The 19,905-nt window shown below is 71.3% G+C and carries 19 protein-coding genes; 16 read left to right on the top strand and 3 right to left on the bottom strand.

The genetic code is table 11. From position 1 onward, the window contains the following. Positions 1 to 10 precede the first annotated feature (10 nt). The 3 genes from ACWCPY_RS17785 to ACWCPY_RS17775 are packed head-to-tail and all read left to right on the top strand — an operon-like array spanning position 11 to position 2,381. Positions 11 to 181: a hypothetical protein gene (locus ACWCPY_RS17785; RefSeq protein WP_451265936.1), complete on the top strand. Its 171-nt coding sequence runs from the start codon at positions 11 to 13 to the stop codon at positions 179 to 181. A gap of 47 nt (positions 182 to 228) precedes the next feature. Next, a complete protein-coding gene (locus ACWCPY_RS17780) occupies positions 229 to 960 on the top strand; it encodes a response regulator transcription factor (protein WP_451265934.1) in 732 nt (243 codons plus the stop codon). Next, positions 957 to 2,381, top strand: a complete 1,425-nt coding sequence (locus ACWCPY_RS17775; RefSeq protein ID WP_451265932.1) for a sensor histidine kinase — start codon at positions 957 to 959, stop codon at positions 2,379 to 2,381. The genes ACWCPY_RS17780 and ACWCPY_RS17775 overlap by 4 nt, the downstream gene beginning before the upstream one ends. Before the next feature lie 138 nt (positions 2,382 to 2,519). Here the strand turns inward: ACWCPY_RS17775 and ACWCPY_RS17770 are convergent, their stop codons facing one another. Both ACWCPY_RS17770 and ACWCPY_RS17765 read right to left on the bottom strand, forming a co-directional pair. Beyond that, positions 2,520 to 3,413 carry a phosphatidylinositol-specific phospholipase C gene (locus ACWCPY_RS17770; RefSeq protein ID WP_451265930.1) on the bottom strand — a complete coding sequence of 298 codons (894 nt, stop codon included), beginning with the start codon at positions 3,411 to 3,413 and terminating at the stop codon, positions 2,520 to 2,522. Positions 3,414 to 3,510: 97 nt separating this feature from the next. After that, positions 3,511 to 4,467: an ArsR/SmtB family transcription factor gene (locus tag ACWCPY_RS17765; RefSeq protein ID WP_451265928.1), complete on the bottom strand. Its 957-nt coding sequence runs from the start codon at positions 4,465 to 4,467 to the stop codon at positions 3,511 to 3,513. A gap of 284 nt (positions 4,468 to 4,751) precedes the next feature. On the opposite strand from ACWCPY_RS17765, the gene ACWCPY_RS17760 reads away from it, so the two are divergent. Together ACWCPY_RS17760 and ACWCPY_RS17755 are read left to right on the top strand one after the other, a co-directional pair. Then, the gene (locus ACWCPY_RS17760; RefSeq protein ID WP_451265926.1) at positions 4,752 to 5,210 is read left to right on the top strand and encodes a hypothetical protein; all 459 of its coding nucleotides are present in this window, start codon (positions 4,752 to 4,754) and stop codon (positions 5,208 to 5,210) included. A gap of 89 nt (positions 5,211 to 5,299) precedes the next feature. Then, a complete protein-coding gene (locus tag ACWCPY_RS17755) occupies positions 5,300 to 6,301 on the top strand; it encodes a hypothetical protein (protein ID WP_451265924.1) in 1,002 nt (333 codons plus the stop codon). 299 nt (positions 6,302 to 6,600) lie between these two features. Here the strand turns inward: ACWCPY_RS17755 and ACWCPY_RS17750 are convergent, their stop codons facing one another. Beyond that, positions 6,601 to 8,451 (bottom strand): bifunctional metallophosphatase/5'-nucleotidase, encoded by a 1,851-nt coding sequence (locus ACWCPY_RS17750; protein WP_451265922.1) that lies wholly within the window; start codon positions 8,449 to 8,451, stop codon positions 6,601 to 6,603. Positions 8,452 to 8,647: 196 nt separating this feature from the next. Here ACWCPY_RS17750 and ACWCPY_RS17745 point away from each other — a divergent pair, with 196 nt between their 5' ends. From ACWCPY_RS17745 to pstA, 11 genes are all read left to right on the top strand, one after another. Then, positions 8,648 to 8,965 carry a PDDEXK nuclease domain-containing protein gene (locus ACWCPY_RS17745; RefSeq protein ID WP_451265920.1) on the top strand — a complete coding sequence of 106 codons (318 nt, stop codon included), beginning with the start codon at positions 8,648 to 8,650 and terminating at the stop codon, positions 8,963 to 8,965. Between the two features lie 80 nt (positions 8,966 to 9,045). After that, a complete protein-coding gene (gene mshD, locus ACWCPY_RS17740; protein ID WP_451265918.1) occupies positions 9,046 to 9,969 on the top strand; it encodes a mycothiol synthase in 924 nt (307 codons plus the stop codon). Positions 9,970 to 10,072: 103 nt separating this feature from the next. Further along, positions 10,073 to 10,483 carry a GntR family transcriptional regulator gene (locus ACWCPY_RS17735; RefSeq protein ID WP_259931416.1) on the top strand — a complete coding sequence of 137 codons (411 nt, stop codon included), beginning with the start codon at positions 10,073 to 10,075 and terminating at the stop codon, positions 10,481 to 10,483. Then, positions 10,480 to 11,379 carry an ABC transporter ATP-binding protein gene (locus ACWCPY_RS17730; RefSeq protein WP_451265916.1) on the top strand — a complete coding sequence of 300 codons (900 nt, stop codon included), beginning with the start codon at positions 10,480 to 10,482 and terminating at the stop codon, positions 11,377 to 11,379. Before ACWCPY_RS17735 ends, ACWCPY_RS17730 begins: the two co-directional genes overlap by 4 nt. Continuing rightward, on the top strand, positions 11,376 to 12,344 hold the full coding sequence (locus tag ACWCPY_RS17725) for an ABC transporter permease subunit (protein ID WP_451265914.1): 969 nt from the start codon (positions 11,376 to 11,378) through the stop codon (positions 12,342 to 12,344). The genes ACWCPY_RS17730 and ACWCPY_RS17725 overlap by 4 nt, the downstream gene beginning before the upstream one ends. A 269-nt stretch (positions 12,345 to 12,613) precedes the next feature. Continuing rightward, positions 12,614 to 14,869 carry an RNA degradosome polyphosphate kinase gene (locus tag ACWCPY_RS17720; protein WP_451265912.1) on the top strand — a complete coding sequence of 752 codons (2,256 nt, stop codon included), beginning with the start codon at positions 12,614 to 12,616 and terminating at the stop codon, positions 14,867 to 14,869. Then, positions 14,856 to 15,854 (top strand): CHAD domain-containing protein, encoded by a 999-nt coding sequence (locus ACWCPY_RS17715; RefSeq protein WP_451265910.1) that lies wholly within the window; start codon positions 14,856 to 14,858, stop codon positions 15,852 to 15,854. The genes ACWCPY_RS17720 and ACWCPY_RS17715 overlap by 14 nt, the downstream gene beginning before the upstream one ends. After that, complete coding sequence (locus ACWCPY_RS17710; protein WP_451265908.1) at positions 15,851 to 16,300, top strand: NUDIX hydrolase; 450 nt, start codon at positions 15,851 to 15,853, stop codon at positions 16,298 to 16,300. Before ACWCPY_RS17715 ends, ACWCPY_RS17710 begins: the two co-directional genes overlap by 4 nt. Positions 16,301 to 16,500: 200 nt before the next feature. Continuing rightward, positions 16,501 to 17,637 carry a phosphate ABC transporter substrate-binding protein PstS gene (gene pstS / locus ACWCPY_RS17705; RefSeq protein ID WP_362449954.1) on the top strand — a complete coding sequence of 379 codons (1,137 nt, stop codon included), beginning with the start codon at positions 16,501 to 16,503 and terminating at the stop codon, positions 17,635 to 17,637. A gap of 165 nt (positions 17,638 to 17,802) precedes the next feature. Continuing rightward, positions 17,803 to 18,798: a phosphate ABC transporter permease subunit PstC gene (gene pstC / locus ACWCPY_RS17700; RefSeq protein ID WP_451265906.1), complete on the top strand. Its 996-nt coding sequence runs from the start codon at positions 17,803 to 17,805 to the stop codon at positions 18,796 to 18,798. Continuing rightward, positions 18,795 to 19,880 (top strand): phosphate ABC transporter permease PstA, encoded by a 1,086-nt coding sequence (pstA, locus tag ACWCPY_RS17695; RefSeq protein WP_451265904.1) that lies wholly within the window; start codon positions 18,795 to 18,797, stop codon positions 19,878 to 19,880. The genes pstC and pstA overlap by 4 nt, the downstream gene beginning before the upstream one ends. Positions 19,881 to 19,905: the final 25 nt, after the last annotated feature.

Raw genomic sequence — 19,905 nt, 5'->3', positions numbered from 1 at the left:
GGAGACATCCATGCACCACCCCGCCCACACCCCCACCGGCCCGGCCGACCTGGCCCTCCCCCTCGCCCTCGTGGCGGAACAGGCCGCGCACGGGCCGCGCCGGGCCCCCGAGCTCCGTGCCGCCGCCGGCCGCGACCGCCGGGCCGCACGACGACGGCGCGCGGCGGCCGTGCGAGGCTGAGAGCAGGAAGCCACAGCCGTACGGGAACGAGAAGAGGACGACGAGCGATGAGCCCCGCCGAAGACGATCCGCAGCGCATCCTGATCGTCGACGACGAGCCCGCCGTGCGCGAGGCCCTGCAGCGCAGTCTCGCGTTCGAGGGCTACGGCACCGAGGTGGCCGTCGACGGTCTCGACGCCCTCGCCCGGGCCGAGTCGTACGCCCCCGACCTCATCGTCCTCGACATCCAGATGCCCCGGATGGACGGCCTGACCGCCGCCCGCCGGCTCCGCTCCGGGGGCACCACCACCCCCATCCTGATGCTCACCGCCCGCGACACCGTCGGCGACCGGGTCACCGGTCTCGACGCGGGCGCGGACGACTACCTGGTCAAGCCCTTCGAGCTGGACGAGCTCTTCGCCCGCATCCGGGCCCTGCTGCGCCGCAGCTCGTACGCGGCCTCGGCGGGCGGCGCGGTCCCTGCCGACGACGAGCTGGTCTTCGCGGACCTGCGGATGAACCTCGCCACCCGCGAGGTCACCCGGGGCACCCGCCGGGTCGAGCTGACCCGTACCGAGTTCACCCTGCTGGAGATGTTCCTGGCCCACCCGCGGCAGGTGCTGACCCGCGAGCAGATCCTCAAGGCCGTGTGGGGCTTCGACTTCGAGCCGAGCTCCAACTCCCTGGACGTGTACGTGATGTACCTGCGGCGCAAGACGGAGGCGGGCGGCGAGACGCGCCTCGTGCACACGGTGCGGGGGGTCGGCTACGCGCTCCGCTCCGGCGGCGGTGACGGATGACCGGCGCCCTGCGACGGCTCCGCGCCCTGCCGCTGCGCTCCCGGCTCGCGCTGCTGGTGGCGACGGCGGTGGCGGTCGCGGTCGCGGCGGTCGCGGCGGGCTGCTGGTTCGCGACGAAGGCGCAGCTGGAGAGCCAGATGGATTCCTCACTGCGCAATGTCTCGGTCAGTGACGACTACATGCAGAAGCTGTTCATCGCCTGCACCCGCCCCGACCGGGCGACCGCCCCGCCGATCGGGGGGTACACCGTGCAGCTCGTCACCGCGTCCGGGAGCACCTGCACCTCCGCCGGGGCCTCACCGATCGGCGTGACGGCCGCCGACATCGCCGTGGCCGCCGGCGTGCGGGACGACACCCTGCACACGGCCAGCACGAAGAGCGGCAAGAAGATGCGCGTGCACACCTACGCGTACGAGACCCACACCCCGGCGCCCGGCCTGGTCCCGGGTACCTTCGCGGTCTCCGTCGCCCGTCCGATGAGCGAGATCGACGACCCGCTCTCCACCCTCGCCTGGGTGCTCCTGGCCGTCGCCGGCATCGGCGGCGTCGGCGCCGGCGCGGCCGGGCTCTGGGTCGCCCGCACCGGGCTGCGCCCCGTGGACGAACTCACCGAGGCCGTCGAGCACGTCGCCCGCACCGAGGACCTCACCGTCCGGATCCCGGTCGACGGCGAGGACGAGATCGCCCGGCTGTCCCGCTCCTTCAACTCGCTGACCGCGTCCCTGGCCAGCTCCCGCGACCGCCAGGCCCAGCTGATCGCCGACGCCGGCCACGAGCTGCGGACCCCGCTGACCTCCCTGCGCACCAACATCGAGCTCCTCGCCCGCAGCGACGACACCGGCCGCGCCATCCCGCCCGACGACCGCAGGGCCCTGATGAAGTCGGTCAAGGCCCAGATGACCGAGCTGGCCTCGCTCATCGGCGACCTCCAGGAACTGGCCCGCCCCGACGCCCCCACCCCTGGCCCGCTCCAGGTCGTCGCGCTGCACGACATCGCGGACACGGCCCTGGAACGCGCCCGGCTGCGCGGCCCCGAGCTGACCATCAGGGCGGACCTGGCCCCCTGGTACGTACGGGCCGAGCCCGCCGCGCTGGAGCGAGCGGTGGTCAACGTCCTGGACAACGCGGTCAAGTTCAGCCCGTCCCGCGGCACGGTCGAGGTCGCCCTGCGCGACGGCGAGCTGACCGTGCGGGACCAGGGCCCCGGCATCCCCGCCGACGAGCTCCCCCACGTCTTCGAACGCTTCTGGCGCTCCCCGTCCGCCCGCCAGCTCCCCGGCTCGGGCCTGGGCCTGTCCATCGTCGCCCGCACGGTCCAGCAGTCGGGCGGCGAGATCACCCTGCGCCCGGCGCCGGACGGCCCGGGCACGGTCGCCTCGATCCGGCTGCCGGGCGCCCCGACGCCACCGCCGGGGGCGTGAGCGCGGTGCGGTAGGGGGCGGCGCGAGTCAGAGGCGGCGGCGGAACTCGGCGGCGAGCTGCGGGGCGCTTCCCGTGTCCAACCGGTCCAACAGCCCATGCAGGTCGCGGGGCTCCCGCCGGTAGGAGGCCGAGGAGGCTCAGGCCCCCGGATTGTGCCGGATCAGTGACTCCACCAGGCCGGCCCGGGTGGCGGGGAAGTCCAGCGGGACGATGCCGAGCCCGGTCCAGCCCGCCGCCTCCGAGCCGTCTAGGAACGACTGCACCTGCGGGTTGAGCCGGTCCGCGTTCCAGCGCGGCGGCATCAGGGCGGCCGTGCTGACGTAGTTCATGTACAGCTTCCCGGGCTGCTGGGCGGCCTTGCGGAACTGGGCCTCGATCTTGGGGTACTTGGCGAACGGCTCCGCCATGTAGTCGTCCTGGATGTCGAAGAGTGCCGAATCGGCGTACCGGACGCCGGGCAGCCCGCCGTTGTCGGCCAGCAGCACGACCTTGCCCCGCGCCGCGCCCAGCGAGGGCAGTGCCGCATCGATGCGGAACAGCGGCCGCCAGCCCCTGTTGTCGAGGTAGTCGTCGAAGACCGCCCGGAACGCCGCGTCGCTCTCCTCCGAGTACTCCTGCTTGACCCGCATCAGCACGGTCTCGGTGGGGTGGGCCGCCAGGAAGTCCCAGCAGGCGCCCAGCACATCGCCGAACATCAGGTTCTGGTACGAGGCCCCGTGATGGATCGCGAACGAGCCGCCGGTGATCCGGCACCGCACGTCGAGGAAGCGGATCCCGCTGTTCAACTGCTCGGCGATCGTGGTGTTCTGGCACTCGGTCCAGGGTCCGCCGTAGCGGGCACCGGAGTCGTGCGAACCGGGGATCGTGAGGCGTTGCAGCGCGGTGGCGTCGGGGACGGCACCCATCCAGTCCTGGGTGGTGAGCGCCTGGCGGGTCGTGGCACCCGCGGGGCCCGTGCCGATCAGGACAGTGGCGGTGGCGGCGAGGGCGCCGGTCAGGAAGTTCCGGCGAGTGGCGGTGTACGGGCTCATGCGGGAAGTGCCTCCGTCTGCCGTGGGGGGGCCTGGGGGTCAGCCGTCAGAGTATGACGGGTGCACGTCACCACAGGAACAGGGCGTGCGGCATGCGTCACGGAGCCGCGGCGGTCCCGGTCAGCAGGTCCAGCCCCAGCGGGGTGCAGGAATGCCGGACCGCCTTGCCCTCGCGCTCCGTGACGATCAGGCGCGCGTCCCGCAGGGCCTTGGTGTGTTCGGAGGCCGACGACTTGCTGATGTCCAGCTCCCGGGCGATGTCCGTGGTGGTGCGCTGCTGGGTGAGCAGGCCGAGGGCGGCCGCCCGGGTACGGCCCAGCAGGGCGCTCAGCGGATCGCCGTCGGCGCGCGGGCCGAGCAGCGGCAGCGGGGTCAGGGCCGGGTAGATGAGGATGCTCGGGGCGTCGTCGTGCGCGGCCACCACGGGCGGGCCGTCCCACACGAGGGACGGCAGCAGTACGAGGCCGTGTCCGGTCAGCTCGACCTCACCGTGCTTCGCGCAGTCGAAGACCAGGGTCGTTCCCCGCCAGTGCGCGCCGGGGACGAGCCCGGCCAGCGTGGCACGGATTCCGTGCTCGGCGAGGAACCGGGTGCGCCAGGCGCGTTCGGTGTCGAATCCCGACCGGAGCCGGCTCCAGGACGGGGCCACCAGGCTCGCGTGCGCCGACCGCACGGCCTGCTCCAGGTCCTGCCATGCCTCCTTGTCCCGGTCCGCCAGCCCACGGATCCACGGGGTGACCGGACGGCTCGTCCGGCAGACCCGGCCCAGTTCCGCGCGGACAGTGCCGGTGGGCGCCGAAAGAACCGCGTCGAGGCCTTCCTCCAGCCCACGGCTCAGCGGGTCGAGGAACATCGGGCCCGTCGCCGTCGGCGGCACCAGCTCCAGCAGCCGGCGCGCCTCCTGCGGAAAACCGGCCCGTGCCGCGTGCTGCCACCGCCTGAACAGCGGGGAGACGTCCCGCTGAACCATCCCGGTGACCAGCACCAGATCCATCAAAGGTGCCGGATCGGTCGCGAATGTCACCCCCAGCAGATCCTCGGGCGTGAAACTCACACTCAGCATCCGTCCCCCTCGTTCCGATCCCGGGTTCCCGCGCGCCACTGTTCGGCCAGAACCGAAACCATCGCGGCCCCCCGGCCCCGTCCCGACCATGGACACGCAACGCCTTCGAGGGTGGCCCCGGCCGCCCCCGGGCGAAAGCCACTATCCGGCCCTGTGCGATCCGATCGCCCAGGGCCGCACCCGGACCGACGGGGGGATTTCCCGCAGCCGAGCCATGGCTACGGGAGCTGAGTGTCCGGCAGTACACCCGAACTCACGGATCACAGGAGTCACAGATGAACGTGTTACGAGCCATATCCCTGAAGCGGACGTCCATGGTGGGCATCGCCGTGGCCGCCACCGCCGCCGCCACCCTCGGACTCGCGCCGACGGCCGGTGCGACAGCGACGAACATCGACACCTGGTCGTCGTTCTGGCAGCCCTGCGGCACCTACATGTGCCTCTACTACAGCCCCAATCTCACCAACGCGAGCTGGACGCCGACCGGGACGTCGGACTCGGATCTGTCGGACAACAAGTTCGCCGACCACGGGACGGGCTCGGCGGGCGCCGGGCAGGTGGTGCGCAACAACGCCGCCTCCATGGGCAACAACACCATCAACTGTCACGTCCGTGTCTTCTACTCCCCCCGCTTCACGGGTGACTCGAACTGGCTCCACGCCGGGTACGCGGGAAACCTGAACGGCAGGCTGCGCAACGAGGACGCCTCGATCCGGGTGGAGAGCTGCACCTGAGCCGGACCCGCACGACCGCCCTGCCCGCGCCTCCGGTGCGGGCAGGGCTTCCAGCCTCACCGGAACCCGAGAGAGCGGAGAGTCCAGACATGGCAGAACCACCCGTGAACACGGAACGGGCCGCCTTCCGGCGTCGAACGGCCTGGCTCGCCGCCCTGTCGGCCGGTGCGCTGACCGCCACGCTCCTCGTCTCCGGGTGCGACGGAGAACCGGCGCGGCCGCCCGCCGCCCCCGGGCCGGTGGCGACGCCGACCCCGGCCACCACCGCCGGCCTCCGGCTGCCGCTGAACGCCTACCTCCCCACCCCCGAGGACCAGGCCACCGGCGAGTACCTCGTCTACCGCGTGCAACAGCACTGCATGCGCGGCTTCGGATTCCGGTACCTGCCCCATCTGTCCAGCGACTACATCGGAACCACGGTCGCGACGTGGCGCGAGTACGAGTCGCGCCGGTACGGGATCAGCGAGCGGACCATTGCCGCCGAACGCGGGTATCACCTCGCCGAGGAGCCCGACGGGGCTCGTGCTCCACAGGTCGCGACCGCTCTCTCCCTGCCGGAGCGCGAGGTGTTGTCGGGACGCACGGCGGACGGTCGGGCGTCGTCAACGTCCTTACGCGGCAAGACGGTTCCCCGCGACGGATGCGCGGGTCAGGCCGAACGCGCCGTGCACGCCGACGGCGCGGAGGCGGCGCAACGCGGCAACGACCTCGTCGCCCGGCTGCGCCACGAGGCGTTCGAGCGCTCCCGCTCCGACCCGCGGGTCGGAGCGGTGAACCGGACGTGGTCCTCCTGCATGCGGGGCAAGGGCTTCGCCTACCGCGATCCCGGCGCGGCTCTCGAAGACCCCCGCTGGGACCTGCGCAGCGCCCGGCCCGGCCGCGCGGAGATCGCCGTCGCCACGGCCGACATCTCCTGCAAGCGGCGGGTCAACCTGCTGGGCGTGAACTTCGCCGTCGAGGCGGAGTACGAGAACGCGGCCATCGGCGACCACGCCCGCGAGCTGGAGGAGGTCCGCGCGCGCACCGTCGCCGACGCCGCACGGCTCCCCCGCCTCATGCAGAGGTACGACCGGTCCCCGCAGCCCTCGTGAAGGGTTCACGGTGGCCACGCCTCCGGCCTCCGGTTCCCCCTCCTGTCCGCACAGGTCCTGGATACCCCGTCCGGTTCTCGCTGCGCGCGTCCTGCCGCGCCGAGAGCGCACACCCGAACCGCACACCGCCGGCCTCGAAGGTGACCGGCGCCGAGCCGGGTGTGTACAGGCAGGAGACCTTGGTGTGCGAGAGCGTGCGCTCGTCGTGGCGGGTCGCCACCGCGCGGGCGGAGCGGCAGAACGCGTAAGGGCGGTGGGCCCGCCGGCCCACCGCCCCGCTCACCCGCGTACGGGAGTTACTACTGGATGACCGTGATCCGGTCCGCCGCCGGCGGGGCCAGCGGTGCCTGGGCCGTGGAGTGGGCCGCGAGGTAGGCGTTGAACACGTCCAGGTCGGAGGGGCCGACCAGCTTGTTCGTGCCCTGGCCGAGAGCCGCGAAGCCGTCGCCGCCGCCCGCCAGGAACTCGTTCATCGCGACGCGGTAGGACTTCGCCGGGTCGATCGCCTCACCGTTGAGCTTGATGGTGTCGGTGACCACGCGGGCCGCGCCCGTCTTCGTCATGTCCAGGGTGTAGGTGAGGCCCTCGGAGATCTGGAGGATCTTCGGGCTGGCCTCGTTGGAGCCGCTGACCTGCTGCTGGAGCGCCTGGACCAGCTGGGCGCCGGTCAGGTCGACGACGTTCATCATGTTGGTGAAGGGCTGCACGGTGAAGGACTCCCCGTACGTCACCACCCCGTCGCCCTCGGCGCCGGACGCCTTGTGGACCAGGTCCGCGCGGATACCGCCCGGGTTCATGAAGGCGACGACCGCCCCGCCCTTGTCCGCCGGGGCCAGGCCCTCCAGCTGGGCGTCGGCGATCAGGTCACCGAGCGGCTTCTCGGGGGCCGTGGAGCCGCGGCCGTTGATGTCGGCGGTGATGTAGCCCTGCGGCCGGTTCGAGATGGGCGCCGCGAGGGTGTTCCAGCGGGCGATCAGGGCCGTCATGTCGTTGGCCTTGGGCTGGTCCCGGCTGACGATGTGGTTGGCCGACTTCGGGTTCTTGGCACCGGCCGACTTCACCGACGTGCGGACGATGTCCTTGGTGCGCCGGTCGTAGGTGAGCGTCGTGTCGGTGTAGAGCTTGCCGAAGGAGGACGCCGAGGTGACCATGCGCGGGTTGCCCGCCGGGTCCGGGATCGTGCACACGTACGCCTGGTGGGTGTGGCCCGTGACCAGGGCGTCGACCTTGGGCGTGATGCCCTTGGCGATGTCGGTGATCGGCCCGGAGATGCCGTCACCGGCGCCGGAGGAGTCGCAGTCGTAGTTGTACGAGGTGGAGGCCGGGGCCCCGCCCTCGTGGATCAGCGCGACGATGGACTTGACGCCCTGGCGGTCCAGCTCCTTGGCGTACTTGTTGATCGTCTCGATCTCGTCGTGGAACTTCAGGCCCTTGACGCCGTTGGCCGTCACGATGTTCGGCGTGCCCTCCAGGGTCACCCCGATGAAGCCGATCTTGACGCCGTTCTTCTTCCAGACCGTGTACGGCTTGAGGATCGGCTTGCCGGACTTCTCGTTCGTCACGTTGGCGGCGAGGTAGGGGAAGTCCGCGCCCTTGAACTTCTTGCCCTGCTCGTAGCACCCCTCGACCGGGTGGCAGCCGCCGTTCTGGAGACGGGCCAGCTCGGTGGCGCCCTCGTCGAACTCGTGGTTGCCGACGCTCGTCACATCGAGGTCGATCTTGTTGAGCGCCTCGATGGTCGGCTCGTCGTGGAAGAGACCGGACAGCAGCGGGCTCGCGCCCACCATGTCGCCGCCGGCCGCGGTGATCGAGTACGGGTGCCCCTTGCGCGCGGTGCGCAGCGAGGAGGCGAGGTACTCGACGCCACCGGCCGGAATCGCCTTGGTCGTGCCGTCGGCCTGCGTCTCGTTGACCGTGCCCGCCGAGCCGGCCGGCGGCTCCAGGTTCCCGTGCAGGTCGTTGAAGGACAGCAGCTGTACGTCGACCGTACGGTCCGGCTCGTGGTGCCCGTGACCGTGACCGTTTCCATGGCCGTGGCGGTCCTGGGCGCCGGCCGGCATCGCGGCGACGAGCGCGCCGACGGTGGCGAGCCCGGCCGCGGCGGCGAGCACCCGCCGGGACGCGCGGTTCTTCTGCGGTGTCGCTGACATCGGTCCCCTTGTGAGTTCAGCGGGAGGTTCGAAAGTGATGACGAGTCTGGAGACTTCGTGCGCAGCCTAGGGTCAACGCGCGTAGCGCGACAGGTTTCCCGGGTTACGAACTGGTTGCCATGCGGTGGGTATGGCCCCAAACAGTCACATGTCACTCGTATGACTCACATATGCGGGCAGAAACGTCCTGGCACGCATGTACGGCGCAAGCCTGTACGCCGTGGACGACGAACCGCGATCCAAGGCCGTCGCACACCGAAAAGCGCACCCCGAGCACTTCGGGCAGCTCGGGTCCCATGTGCCGGTGGTCGACGATCCGGTGCGGGACAAGGAGTTCGACGGGCCCACCGTCGGCATTCCCCTCGCCGGGAGCCGCGACCGGCCGATGGTCGAGTACGCGTTGCGCGGCCGCAACCAGCCGCCGGCCGTCAGCACCTACGCCGTCCGCCCGACCGCGTGCGCGAGCTGCTGCCCGGCGCCGAAGATCTCTCCCGCATCGCCGACGGCGCACTGACCACGCCACAGGCCAAAGCCTGAGTACCGAAGCGCCCGCGCACCGGCCCACAGCTGCCCCGCCCCCGTAGGCTCGTAGGCATGACGACTGACGTACCCCTCCCCGCACCCGGACGTGAGATCCGGACGCTCGATGTGCTCTCCCCCGAGCAGGCGGAAGCCGTATCCGATCTGCTCGCCGAGGCGGCCCGGTCCGACGGCCGGCAGGCCGTGTCCGAGCAGGGGCGGCTGCAGCTGCGGGGCGGGCGGCGCGAGGGGGTGCGGCATCTGCTGCTCACCAGCGGGCCCGTCCTGGTCGGGTACGCGCAGCTGGAGGACACCGACCCCGTCGAGGCCCCGGCCGCCGAGCTGGTCGTGCATCCCGCGTACCGCGGACAGGGACACGGGCGGGCGCTGGGCGCGGCGCTGCTCGCCGCGACCGGGAAGCGGCTGCGGGTGTGGGCGCACGGCGGGAAGTCCGCGGCCCGGCATCTCGCGCAGGTCCTCGGCCTCTCGCTCTTCCGTGAACTGCGCCAGCTGCGCCGCCCGTTGACCCCGCTGGACATCGGTGAGCCGGTACTGCCGCCGGGCGTCACCGTCCGCACCTTCGTGCCCGGTGAGGACGACGCCGCCTGGCTCGCGGTGAACAGTGCCGCCTTCGCGCACCACCCGGAGCAGGGTTCGCTGACCCAGCGCGACCTGGACGACCGCAAGGCGGAGCCGTGGTTCGACCCGAAGGGGTTCTTCCTGGCCGAGCGCGACGGCGAGCTGATCGGCTTCCACTGGACGAAGGTGCACGCGGAGGAGCAGCTCGGCGAGGTGTACGTCGTCGGCATCCGGCCCGACGCGCAGGGCGGCGGGCTCGGCAAGGCGCTCACCGCGATCGGGCTGCGCCACCTCGCCGCCGAGGCGCTGCCGACCGCGATGCTCTACGTGGACGCGGACAACAAGGCGGCCCTGGCCGTCTACGAGCGGATGGGCTTCGCGACGCACGAGGTGGACCTGATGTACCGCACGGAGTCCTGAAGCAGGGGCCGGAGCAGGCACAACTCCCCCGGGGGCGGCGTCGCTTGACGCCGCCCCCGCTTTGCGCCACCCTTTCACTACTCAATTAGTGAAAGGGGTGAACATGGCAGAGTCCGCAGCGGTCGAGTACCGCATCGACCGGCGCAGCGGCGTCGCCACGTACCTCCAGATCGTCCAGCAGACCAAGCAGGCGCTCCGCCTCGGCCTGCTGGAGCCCGGCGACCGGCTGCCCACCGCGCGCGAGGTCGTCGAAGCCACCGCCATCAACCCGAACACCGTGCTCAAGGCCTACCGGGAGCTGGAGCGCGAGGGTCTCGTCGAGGCCCGGCGCGGGCTCGGCACCTTCGTCACCCGGACCCTCGGCGGCGCGGCGGCCGCCGACGACGCACCGCTGCGCGCCGAACTCGCCGACTGGGCCCGCCGGGCCCGCGCGGCCGGGCTGGAGAAGGACGACGTGAGCGCGCTCTTCACCGCCGTACTGGACAGGACTTTCGAGGGGGATCAGGCCGGATGACAGGCGCTGCGATCGAGGCCACCGGCCTCGGCATGAAGTACCGGGGCAGGGGTTGGGCGCTGCGCGACTGCTCCTTCCGATTGCCCGCCGGGCGGGTGTGCGCCCTCGTCGGGCCCAACGGCGCGGGCAAGTCCACGCTGCTCGCTCTCGCGGCGGGCTTCCTGCGGCCGTCGGAGGGGGCGGTACGGGTACTGGGCAGGGCGCCCGGGGAGGTGCGGGCCAAGATGGCCTTCGTGGCCCAGGACAAGCCGCTGTACCCGCAGTTGACGGTGGCCGCGACGCTCTGGGCGGGCGCCGAGCTGAATCCCGCCACCTGGGACCAGGACACCGCCGAACGCATCGCCGGGGAGCTCCCGCGCGACGCCGGGGTCCGTCATCTCTCCGGCGGGCAGCGCACCCGGCTCGCCCTGGCCCTCGCCCTGGGCAAGCGGCCCGAACTGCTTCTGCTGGACGAGCCGATGGCCGACCTCGACCCGCTCGCCCGCCACCAGCTGATGGGCGCCCTGATGGCGGAGGCCGCCGAGCACGCCACCACCATCGTGATGTCCTCGCACATCCTCACCGAGCTGGAGGGCGCCTGCGACTACCTCCTGCTCGTCGACGGCGGCCGGGTCCGCCTCGGCGGCGAGACGGAGGACATCCTCGCCGCGCACACCCTGCTCACGGGCCCGGTGCGGGACACCGCACCGCACACCGTCGTCGAGTCCCGCACCGCGGGACGGCTTCGGACCGCACTCGTACGGAGGCAGGGACCCGTGGACACCGCCGTGTGGGAGGCCGCCGAGCCCTCGCTGGAAGAACTGCTGCTGGCACATCTGCGGTCGCCGGAGGCCCCGGCGCTGCTGACGCCGAGCGCGACGGCCGCCGAGGACGGCAAGGAGGTGGCGGCGGCATGAGCGCAATCGCCCTGCGCGGCCCGGAACGGGTCGTCGTCGCCCAGCACCGATGGGCCCTGTGGGTCATGGGAGTGCTTCCCGTCCTGGCCCTCGCCGCCCTTGCCGGCACCTGGCTGTGGACCGAGCACGTCGTGGACGCCTTCGCCTCGACCGGCTGCTCGGTGGTGCACACGACGCCCGACTGCGGTGACACGGTCGGCACGTACCTGAACCGTCAGCTGTGGATGCAGGACGTCCTCAACTGGTCGGGCCTGCTGATGATGGTCCTCCCCGCCTTCGTCGGGATCTTCGTGGCGGGCCCGGTGATCGCCCGCGAGCTGGAGAGCGGCACGTACAAACTGGCGTGGACGCAGTCCGTGACACCCGCCCGCTGGCTCACCGCCAAGCTCGCCGTGCCCGCCGTCGTGACGCTGGTCTCGGTCTCCCTGCTGTCGGCGGTCTGCACCTGGGGCCAGACCCGGGAGAACAGGATCCACCAGGCCCCGGACCGGTACTCCCGCGAGGTGTACGGCGCGATCGGCACCGTCCCGCTCGGCTACGCCCTGTGCATGCTGGCCCTCGGCGCGCTCGCGGGGCTGCTGCTGCGGCGCACCGTCGCGGCGATGGTCGTGACCGTGCTCGCGTACGTCCCGCTGGTAATGGTCCTGAACCGGGTGCGCGAGGATCTCTGGCCGACGGCCCGGTTCCTCGGGCACAGCCGGCCCGGGGGCGATGCCTGGTGGGTCGACTCGGGGATGATCACCGCCTCCGGGAAGGCCGTGTACTGGAAGGCCTGCGAGGGCCCCGACGTGTCGGTCGCGCTCTTCACCTGCATGCGCAGGCTCGGAGGCGCCACCGAATTCGCCGACTACCACCCCGCCTCGCACTTCTGGCCCCTCCAGCTCGTCGAGACCGGCATCCTGCTCGTCCTGGCCGCCCTCGCCGCAGCCCTCGCCTTCCGGGTGCTGCGCCGCCGCCACGGCTGACGTCCGAACCGGTTCCGGGCCCTCCCCGGGCCCGGAATCGGTTCGTATGACCAATCCGCGCACGGCACACCGCTTCCTGCACGTCATGTCGCCGTTACCAGCCATTCAGAAGCGCTTGCGACGCTCTCGGAATGCAGCCAGCTGTGCCGACCCCCCGCAACGGGAGAAACCCCGGCGGAGACCGCACGGACGACGTCAACCGTGCGTTCCCCGCGATCTCCGCGCCCTCCGGCGCGCCTTTGGAGCCCTCCGCGCGGAACAATAGGTCCATGAGCCAGCAGCCCAGCTCCGAGGTACCGGTCCAGTCCACCGTGCAGCCGTCGGTCGGCTCACTCGCCGCACACCGGCCGCACGCCGTAGCCAATGCCGCGTCCAACGGCGCCGCGCTGTCGACCGCGGCCGACCTGGACCCCGATATCGACGCCGACGTCGACGCCTACGAGCCCGATGTCGACGGCGACGAGCTGCCCCAGGGCCGCTTCCTGGACCGCGAGCGCAGTTGGCTCGCGTTCAACGAACGGGTGCTGGAAATGGCCGAGGACCCGGCGACCCCCCTACTCGAACGGGCTAATTTCCTCGCCATCTTCGCCTCGAACCTGGACGAGTTCTTCATGGTCCGGGTGGCCGGTCTCAAGCGCCGTATCGCCACCGGGGTCGCCACCCGTTCCGCCTCCGGACTCCAGCCCCGCGAGGTCCTGGACCTGATCTGGACCCGCTCGCGCGAACTCATGGCCCGGCACGCCGCCTGCTACCAGCAGGACGTGGCTCCCGCACTCTCGGACGAGGGCATCCAGCTGATCCGCTGGCCCGAGCTGACCGAGAAGGAACAGGCCCGGCTGTTCACCTTCTTCCGGCAGCGCGTCTTCCCCGTGCTGACCCCCCTCGCCGTCGACCCGGCGCACCCCTTCCCGTACATCTCGGGGCTCTCGCTCAACCTCGCCGTCGTCGTACGCAACCCGGTCAGCGGCCACCGCCACTTCGCCCGGGTCAAGGTGCCGCCGCTGCTGACCCGCTTCCTGGAGGCGTCGCCGCAGCGGTACGTGCCCATAGAGGACGTCATCGCCGCCCACCTCGAAGAGCTCTTCCCGGGCATGGAGGTCCTCGCCCACCACATGTTCCGGGTCACCAGGAACGAGGACCTGGAGGTCGAGGAGGACGACGCCGAGAACCTCCTCAAGGCCCTGGAGAAGGAACTGATGCGGCGCCGCTTCGGCCCGCCGGTCCGCCTGGAGGTCGAGGAGTCCATCGACCCGTACGTGCTGGACCTGCTGGTGCGCGAGCTGAAGGTGTCCGACGCCGAGGTCTACCCGCTGCCCGGACCGCTCGATCTGACCGGGCTCTTCGGCATCGCCTCGCTGGACCGGCCCGAGCTGAAGTTCCCCAGGTTCATCGCCGGCACCCACCGCGATCTCGCCGAGGTCGAATCCGCCTCCGCGCCCGACATCTTCGCCGCGCTGCGCGAACGCGACGTGCTCCTGCACCACCCGTACGACTCGTTCTCCACCTCCGTACAGGCCTTCCTGGAGCAGGCCGCCGGTGACCCCGACGTCCTCGCCATCAAACAGACCCTGTACCGGACCTCGGGCGACTCGCCGATAGTGGACGCCCTCATCGATGCCGCCGAGTCCGGCAAGCAGGTTCTGGTGCTCGTGGAGATCAAGGCCCGCTTCGACGAGCAGGCCAACATCAAGTGGGCGCGGAAGCTGGAGGAGTCGGGCTGCCACGTCGTCTACGGACTCGTCGGGCTGAAGACCCACTGCAAGCTGTCGCTCGTGGTCCGGCAGGAGGGCGACACCCTGCGCCGCTACTCCCACGTCGGGACCGGCAACTACCACCCGAAGACGGCCCGGCTGTACGAGGACCTCGGCCTGCTGACCGCGGACCCGCAGGTCGGCGCGGACCTCTCCGACCTCTTCAACCGGCTCTCCGGATACTCCCGCCGCGAGACCTACCGCCGTCTCCTGGTCGCCCCGAAATCCCTGCGGGACGGGCTGATCGCCCGGATCAACAAGGAGATCACGCACCAGCGGGCCGGGCGGACCGCCTACGTCCGCATCAAGGTCAACTCGATGGTCGACGAGGCGGTCATCGACGCCTGCTACCGGGCCGCGACAGCAGGTGTGCCGGTGGACATCTGGGTACGCGGCATCTGCGCGATCCGCCCCGGTGTCGCCGGCCTCTCCGAGAACATCCGGGTCCGCTCGATACTGGGCCGCTTCCTCGAACACTCCCGGGTCTTCGCCTTCGGCAACGGCGGCGAACCCGAAGTGTGGCTCGGCAGCGCCGACATGATGCACCGCAACCTCGACCGCCGGATCGAAGCACTGGTCCGGGTCACCGATCCCGCCCACCGCGCCGCGCTCAGCCGTCTCCTGGAGACGGGCATGGCCGACACCACCTCCTCCTGGCACCTGGGTCCCGACGGGAACTGGACCCGGCACTCCACGGACGCGGACGGCCAGCCGCTGCGGCACGTACAGGAAATGCTCATTGACGCCCGGAGGCGCCGGCGTGCGACGCCATGACCAGCAGACGACGCAGGCGGACCTCACGGCAGGCGCGGTGCTCGCGCCCTACCTCCAGGAACAGGCCGCCGAATTCCTCCGCAGCCTGCGCCTGCACCGCGAGACCAGCGCCCCCACGGACGCCGGGGCCCACGGGGCCGAGGAGGCCGCCGACGCGCTGCGCCGCTCCTCGCGCCGGATCAGCGGCACGCTGCACACCTTCCGGGGGGCGCTGGACACCGCCTGGGCCGAGCAGCTCCGTACCGAACTGGCCTGGCTCTCGGGCACCCTGGCCAGGGAACACGCCTACGCGACCCGGCTGAGCCGGCTCCTCGAAGCGCTGCACGCCCTGTCCGGCACCTCGCTGCCCTCCGCCCGCAACGGGGCCGGCGCCGACAGCGCCGCCGACAAGGAGCGCGCCGCTCTCGGCGTCGGCGCGGCCCGCGCCGGAGCCCTCCTCGAACGGCAGCTGACCCTCGCCCGGACCCGCGCCCACTCCGCCGCGCTCCAGGCGCTCGGCTCCTCCCGCTTCCACGCGGTGGCCGACGGCGTCGCGCTGCTCGCCTCGGAGGTCCCGCTCGCCCCGGCGGCCGCGGCCCCGGCCGAGGAGATGCTGCACGGGCCCGCCGACCGGGCCGAACAGCAACTGCTCACCGCGGTGGCGGCGCTCCCCTCCGATCAGGCGGTCGAGCCGTACAACGAGGCGCAGGACGCGCCCTGGCACCGGACCCGGCTGCTGCTCCGGCTGCACCGGTACGCCCACGAGGTGGTGCGGGGCGCCCCCGATCCGGTCCTGGCCGCGCCGGGCCGCGCGCTCGATCTGCACCGGGATGCCTCGGAGGCGGCCGCGGCGGCGTCGTCGGCGGCCCGCACCCCCCGCATCGCACCCGCGACCGCGTACGCCCTGGGGGTGCTCCACGCCGACCAGCGCCATGCGGTGGAGGCGGCCCGCGGCGTGTTCCGGGCGAGCTGGCCGTACACCGCCGCGGCGGTGACCGCGCCATGAGCGGGGCGGTGGGCGCCCGTGGCACGAGGCGCGCCGTGAACGGGCCGGTGCTCGCCGCGGGGTGCGTGCTGTGGCGCCGCTCGGAGCGCTCCGGCGAGCTGGAGATCTGCCTGGTCCACCGGCCCCGTTACGACGACTGGTCGCACCCCAAGGGGAAGCTCAAGCGCGGCGAGCCCGCGCTGGACGCCGCCCGGCGCGAGGTCCTGGAGGAGACCGGGCACCACTGCGCCCCCGGCGCCCCGCTCCCCACGGTCCGCTATCTCGCGAACGGCCGGCCCAAGGAGGTCGCCTACTGGGCGGCCGAGGCGACCGGCGGCTCCTTCGTGCCCGGTGCCGAGGTCGACCGGGTGAGCTGGCTCTCCCCGGCGGCGGCCCGGACCCGCCTCACCCAGCCCCGCGACCGGGACCTGCTGGACGCCCTGCTCGCGATCCTGCCGGACGCCTGAGCGGGCGCCCGGCCCGGGGCCGGAACCGCACCGTCCGACACGGTTCACCTTCCGTTCACTCTCTCCCGTAGGCCGCTTCACCTGTCCTGCCTAACTTCGGCAGTGCACGGTGCGCGGCGCAACGCCGGAGCACCCACCACATCGCACGCCGTCGTAGAACGAAAAAGACCTCGGCGGCTCCTGGAAGGAACACCCGAAAAGTGAAGCTTCAGCGCAAGAACCGGCTTCGTGCCACCGCGCTCGGTGCCCTCGCCGTCTCCGGCGCCCTGGTCCTCACGGCGTGCGGTTCGGACGACAACAGCGGCGGCTCGACCGGCGGCAACGGCGGCAAGACGAGCGCCGCGTCGAACATCAAGTGCGACGACGCCAAGGGCCAGCTGCCCGCCTCCGGCTCCAGCGCGCAGAAGAACGCCATGGACCTCTGGGCCAAGAACTACATGGCCGGCTGCTCCGGCGTCGAGATCAACTACAAGTCGTCCTCCTCCGGCGAGGGCATCGTCGCCTTCAACCAGGGCACGGTCGGTTTCGCCGGCTCCGACTCGGCGCTGAAGCCCGAAGAGGTCGCCGACTCGAAGAAGATCTGCAAGGGCGGCCAGGGCATCAACCTCCCGATGGTCGGCGGCCCGATCGCCATCGGCTTCCACCTGGAGGGTGTCGACAGCCTCACGCTGGACGCCCCCACGCTCGCCAAGATCTTCGACGGCAAGATCAAGAAGTGGAACGACCAGGCGATCGCCAAGCTCAACAGCGGCGCCAAGCTCCCGGACAAGGCCATCCAGGCCTTCCACCGCTCCGAGGACTCCGGCACCACGCAGAACCTCGGCAAGTACCTCGGCGCGGCCGCCCCGAGCGACTGGAAGTACGAGGCCGAGAAGAAGTGGCCGGCCCCCGGTGGCCAGGCCGCGTCCGGCTCCTCCGGCGTCGCCGCCCAGGTGAAGCAGGTCGACGGCTCGATCGGCTACTTCGAGCTCAGCTACGCCACCTCGCAGTCGATCTCCACCGTCGACATCAACACCGGTGGCGCCACCCCGGTCAAGGCCACCCCGGAGAACGCCTCCAAGGCCATCGCCGCCGCCAAGATCAAGGGCACCGGCAAGGACCTGGCGCTGGACCTCGACTACACGACCAAGGCCGAGGGTGCCTACCCGATCGTCCTGGTGACGTACGAGATCGTCTGCGACAAGGGCAACAAGGCCGAGACCCTCTCCACGGTCAAGTCCTTCCTGAACTACACCGCCGGTGACGAGGGCCAGAAGCTCCTCACCGACGCCGGCTACGCGCCGATCCCGACCGAGATCAACAGCAAGGTCCGCGAGACCATCGCCTCCCTCTCGTAACCGGGACGCGCAAGCGCCACCAGCAACACCAGTAACACCTTCAGCAACACAGGCAACATCCGGCTGACCGGTCCGGTGCACCCCTCCGGACCGGTCAGCCACCACCCATCCGGTGCACCGCCGCCAGGGGAGCCAGACCGCTCCCCCACACAGACCGGAAAGACCATGGCTTCCACCACACCGATAGACAAGCCGCCGGCCCCGCCGGTGGCGCTCAAGCGCGCCGGGACCAAGTCCGGCCGCGCGGGCGACAAGGTCTTCCTGGGCCTCTCCAGGGGCTCGGGCATCCTGCTGCTCGTGATCATGGCCTCGATCGCCGTGTTCCTGACCTACCGCGCCTCGCTCGCCGTCTCCAAGAACGAAGGCAACTTCTTCACCACCTTCGACTGGAACCCGGCCGGCGACCCGCCGGTCTTCGGCATCGCGGTCCTCCTCTTCGGCACGATCGTCAGCTCGGTCATCGCGATGGCCATCGCCGTCCCGGTCGCCGTCGGCATCGCCCTGTTCATCTCGCACTACGCGCCGCGCAAGCTGGCCGCACCCCTCGCGTACGTCGTCGACCTGCTCGCCGCAGTGCCGAGCATCGTGTACGGCATCTGGGGCGCCCTCGTGCTCGTCCCGTACCTGGAGGGCCCGAACCTCTGGCTCGACCAGTTCTTCGGCTGGACGTACCTCTTCGAGAAGACCGAGGTCGGCGTCGCCCGCTCGCTCTTCACCGTCGGCATCCTGCTCGCGATCATGATCCTGCCGATCGTGACCAGCGTCAGCCGCGAGGTCTTCCTCCAGGTCCCGAGGATGAACGAGGAAGCCGCCCTCGCACTGGGCGCCACCCGCTGGGAGGTCATCCGCCTCTCGGTGCTCCCCTTCGGCCGCTCCGGCGTGATCTCCGCCTCGATGCTGGGCCTGGGCCGCGCGCTCGGCGAGACGATGGCCGTCGCCACGGTCCTGTCGCCGAGCTTCGTCATCTCCGGTCATCTGCTCAACCCGGGCGGCGGCACCTTCGCCCAGAACATCGCCGCGAAGTTCGACGAGGCCAACGAGTTCGGGCGGGACGCCCTGATCGCCTCGGGCCTCGTGCTCTTCGTCCTCACCCTGCTGGTCAACGGCGCGGCCCGGCTGATCATCGCCCGCCGCAAGGAATACTCGGGGGCCAACGCATGAGCCAGGCAGCCAACACCGGCATACAGGAGCGCCCCGTCCCGACGGCGCCCAAGCGTTCGACGAGCCTGAGCAGCCGGGCGCTGCCCCGCTGGGCCCCCTTCGCCTTCGCGGCCGTCGCGATCGCGCTGGGCGTGGGCACCGGCATGGCGGCGGGCTGGCAGAGCCGCACCCAGTGGGGGCTGGTCTCCGCCCTCCTCTTCGTCGTCATCTCGTACATCACGACCTCGGTCGTCGAGAACCGGCGCCAGGCCAAGGACCGGCTCGCCACCAGCATCGTCTGGGTCTGCTTCCTGCTGGCCGTCGTGCCGCTCGCCTCGCTGCTGTGGACGACGATCAGCCGCGGCGCGGAGCGCCTGGACGGCTACTTCCTGACCCACTCCATGGCGGGCGTGCTCGGCTCCGAGCCGACCGGCGGTGTCTACCACGCACTGATCGGCACGCTGGAACAGGTCGGCATCGCCACCCTGATCGCCGCCCCGATCGGCATGCTGACCGCCGTCTACCTGGTGGAGTACGGCAAGGGCGCCCTGGCCAAGGCCGTGACCTTCTTCGTCGACGTCATGACGGGCATCCCGTCCATCGTCGCGGGTCTCTTCATCCTGTCGATCATGCTGATGACGAAGACCCAGCCCTCCGGTCTGATGGGCGCGCTGGCGCTCACGATCCTGATGATGCCGGTCGTGGTCCGCTCCACCGAGGAGATGCTCAAGCTCGTCCCGAACGAGCTCCGCGAGGCATCGCTCGCCCTCGGCGTCCCGAAGTGGCGCACCATCCTGAAGGTGGTCCTCCCGACCGCGATCGGCGGCATCACCACCGGTGTGATGCTCGCGATCGCCCGCATCGCCGGTGAGACCGCGCCGATCATGCTGCTGGTCTTCGGCAGCCAGCTGATCAACCCCAACCCGTTCCAGGGCGCACAGTCCTCGCTCCCCTTCTACATCTGGGAGCAGTACAGGGTCGGTACCGACCAGTCGTACGACCGTGCCTGGGCCGCCGCGCTGGTCCTGATCGCCTTCGTCATGATCCTCAACCTGGTGGCCCGCGGCATCGCCCGCTGGAAGGCCCCGAAGACCGGCCGCTGACCGCGGCACGAAAGAAGCAGTGATT

The organism is Streptomyces sp. NPDC002403, assembly GCF_053593015.1.
This window is presented reverse-complemented; position numbering and strand designations above follow the sequence as displayed.